Below are 3,443 nucleotides of genomic sequence, written 5' to 3'. Positions count from 1 at the left end.
AATCCGTGAGTCCATTCCAGAACTATTATCTCTGAGAAACGGCTCAGTAGTCAAGTGAAAATTAATATCAATTAGGTAAAAATCGTAGTGGTTAATCACTACTAGAATATATTATACGAGGAGATTACAGATGTTCAAATTTCTTGCGTTGCGGTGGTGGGGACTTTAAATTTCTAAGTCTGTCTCTTGAATAATCAACGATAGCCTTAATCCCCAATACTTCAACCTTATCTAGGTAGTCCTCTGCCTTGATAAGGTTTTCTTTTGTCTTCTCTAGCATATAATCATGCAAATCACTTAATATCTGAAAATTAACGATTGCAATTAAATCACCACCAAAATCAAATTGAGAAACTTTATCTTTAAAAAAAGCTGCAGTCTCTAACTCTTGATGCTCAAGCGTACTATCATATAGTCCCATTAAAGTGACCATAAATAAACGTTGACGTGCAAAACCACTGAAACATGCCTCTCTATTGATTAAAATCTCTCCAAACCAACGACGATCTCCCCTATCCATAATAGAAGAAGTACAATAAAGCAATTTCACCTCAAACTCAGTCCAATTATCTAACCCATTCAAATAATCTCCGACGATATTTTTTCAGTTTTAGAAACATATTACTTGCCCGTCACATCCTGTAAAACACTTTTAATCATGATATTTGACAAAATTTCAAACTTATCATCAGTTCCCTTAATAATCAACTTTTCTGACTGCTCAACACCTTGTAAACCAGAAAAGCGAATTTGATTTAAAGTATTATAAAGTTGTTCCATACGATCAGGTTGATAGTTGTTCAAAGCACTGACAAACTCGTTCGGTGTCATATTAAGATTAGAAATAGCCCGAAACAACTTATCAGCTGCTAACATACTTGTCCCATTTTCAAACTTAGAGATGAGAGATTTAGAGACAACTTCATCACTTACATTAGCTTGTGTATAACCTCTTGCTTTTCGTAATTCCTTGAAAGTTTCCTGAACGCTAGAAATTTCTTCATCAAAATATTCTTTTTCCATACACATAACCTTTCTATCTACTTGCCACTAATTATAACATTTTTATAATGTTTCAATATTTCGAATATTCACTTGCATTCATCTAAAAATAGAAATCCAAACATCAGGTTTCTGCTCATTAATAATTTTATCTACTTTAACGCTTCTCAATCATTACCAAAAACGGCGGATGATTAGCTTGATTAATCCCACCATAACGCATCACCTGAAAGTCTCTTTGTGGCAACCCAGAAACAAAAGCCAACACAGCATCCCGTTCCTCAAGACCACCCTCATGACCATAATAAATCATCAACGCAATCCTCCCACCCTTGACCAACATGTCTAACAGTTGTGTTAGAGCACTAAGCGTCGTCTCAGCCTGAGTAATCACTTTCTTATCAGACTTAGGCAAATAGCCCAGATTAAAAATCGCAGCTTTTATTGGCTGCTCAATATACTGACCAACATTTTCATGACCATCAAAAATCAGCTTAGCAGTCAACTGTGCTTGCTCCAAACGCTTTTCCGTCATGGCAAGTGCAAGCGCCTGTACATCAAAAGCGACAACATCCGCTTTCAATCCTGCTAAAAAAACAGTATCATAGCCTTGCCCCATGGTCGCATCAACAACAAGATCATCAGGCACAATAACTTCTGCAAGTGAACGATGTGCCAGCTCAAGCGGATTTAACATGCCTTATCTCCCTGAAAAACATTGCGACGTTCTAACTCTGCGTCAATTGCGTTCAGCACTTCCCATTTCTTCAGGCTCCACATGGGACCTATCAACATCTCACGCGGCGCATCCCCCGTTAAACGATGAATTGAAATCTCCTTTGGAATAATCTCTAGCTGATCACAAATCACATTCACATAATCATCAAAAGCCATCAACTGCAAATCTCCCTGATGAAAATCGCGCTGCATCCGTGTGCCTGTCATCAAGTGGAGCAAATGAAGTTTGATGCCCTGAATATCTGAATCCGCCACAACACGACGCACATTTTCAACCATCATGTCTTGAGTTTCACCCGGTAAGCCGTTAATCAAATGCACACAAACCAAAATACCACGAGCCCGCAATTTAGCCACAGCATCCAAGTAAGTCTGATAATCATGCGCGCGATTAATCAAATCACTCGTTTCTTGATAGGTCGTCTGTAACCCAAGCTCAACCCAAACTGTCATCCGCTCATTCAGATCAGACAGATAATCCAGCACATCATCAGGCAAACAATCCGGACGCGTCCCAATATTAATCCCAACGATATCAGGTCGATCCACTGCCTGTTCAAAGCGCTCACGAAGGACTTCTAGTGGACCGTGCGTATTGGTAAAGTTTTGGAAATAGGCAATATACTTCTTAACCCCAGGCCATTTTTGATGGAGAAATTCAATCTCTTTTTCCACCTGAACTGGAATCTGCTCCTCAGGTGCCACAATCATATCACCTGACCCAGAAACAGAACAAAAGGTACAACCACCATGCGCCACCGTACCATCCCGATTCGGGCAGTCAAACCCTGCATCAATCGGCACTTTAAACACCTTCTCACCAAAATTATCACGCAGATAATCATTCCATGTCGTATATCGCTTATTCACTTTTGAACTCCCTTAAAACGCCACTTAAAACGCACCTCATCATAAATGGGGAACGTCATCAACAAAATACTAGCACTCATCAGCCAACCACCCAAAATATCCGTCGGATAATGCACCCCCAGATAAATCCGAGACATTCCGATAAGCACGATGAACATGGTAGCTAACACACGAACCAACCACTTCATTTGACGATTGTGCAACCTTTGACAAATCAGCACCATCAGACAGGCATAAAACATCAAACTCGTACTGGCATGCCCCGAAGGAAAACTCAAACCATTCTCTACCACAAGGTGGGGTAAAGACGGGCGCGACCGACCATAAATATGTTTCAAGATATAGATTAAAATAGGCACAATTGCCACATTAGCAGCTATAAAAATCGCCTCAGCATACCATTTTTTCAGTACCAAAAAAATAAGTACAGCACCTAGAAGAATAGGTACATAAGCTGCCCCACCAAAATTAGTTATAAATTTGGAAAAAGAAGTCAGACCATCTGACATATTGTATCTAACCAATGACTGAACTTGTTGGTCAACTCCCTTTAAACTAGCCAAAAAAAACTTGACTAGATAGCCTAACATGACGAATAGCACCAAACCGAAGCTTGCATATAATTGATACGTTTTTTTTAGTTTCATCATTATATTATAACAAAAAAGTCCATCTATTGAAACATAGATGAACTTACGATATCTGACTCCGCTTGCAAGACTCGAACTTGCGACATCATGATTAACAGTCATGCGCTACTACCAACTGAGCTAAAGCGGAATAATCTCAGTTGGTAGAGTAGTAGAAAACTTCGTTTTCCCCATCCGCAACCT

Annotated in this window: 5 protein-coding genes and 1 tRNA gene; all 6 read right to left on the bottom strand. The window is 39.5% G+C overall.

What is annotated here, in order from left to right; genetic code table 11:
- Positions 1-124: 124 nt before the first annotated feature.
- The 6 genes from ACYQ21_RS14960 to ACYQ21_RS14935 all read right to left on the bottom strand — a co-directional run bounded on the left by ACYQ21_RS14960 (position 125) and on the right by ACYQ21_RS14935 (position 3,390).
- Complete coding sequence (locus ACYQ21_RS14960) at positions 125-598, bottom strand: Rgg family transcriptional regulator (protein WP_460059426.1); 474 nt, start codon at positions 596-598, stop codon at positions 125-127.
- 23 nt (positions 599-621) lie between these two features.
- Positions 622-1,023, bottom strand: a complete 402-nt coding sequence (locus tag ACYQ21_RS14955) for a helix-turn-helix domain-containing protein (protein WP_460059424.1) — start codon at positions 1,021-1,023, stop codon at positions 622-624.
- Positions 1,024-1,159: 136 nt separating this feature from the next.
- The gene (locus ACYQ21_RS14950; protein WP_460059422.1) at positions 1,160-1,699 is read right to left on the bottom strand and encodes a tRNA (mnm(5)s(2)U34)-methyltransferase; all 540 of its coding nucleotides are present in this window, start codon (positions 1,697-1,699) and stop codon (positions 1,160-1,162) included.
- Positions 1,693-2,610 (bottom strand): TIGR01212 family radical SAM protein, encoded by a 918-nt coding sequence (locus ACYQ21_RS14945; protein WP_460059420.1) that lies wholly within the window; start codon positions 2,608-2,610, stop codon positions 1,693-1,695. The genes ACYQ21_RS14950 and ACYQ21_RS14945 overlap by 7 nt, the downstream gene beginning before the upstream one ends.
- A complete protein-coding gene (locus ACYQ21_RS14940) occupies positions 2,607-3,257 on the bottom strand; it encodes a phosphatase PAP2 family protein (protein WP_460059419.1) in 651 nt (216 codons plus the stop codon). Before ACYQ21_RS14940 ends, ACYQ21_RS14945 begins: the two co-directional genes overlap by 4 nt.
- Before the next feature lie 59 nt (positions 3,258-3,316).
- A tRNA-Asn gene (locus tag ACYQ21_RS14935) sits at positions 3,317-3,390 on the bottom strand.
- Positions 3,391-3,443 lie beyond the last annotated feature (53 nt).

It is taken from the genome of Pseudolactococcus yaeyamensis (genome assembly GCF_054658615.1).
Note: the sequence above shows the minus strand (reverse complement) of the source record. Positions and strands in the feature narration are given on the sequence as shown.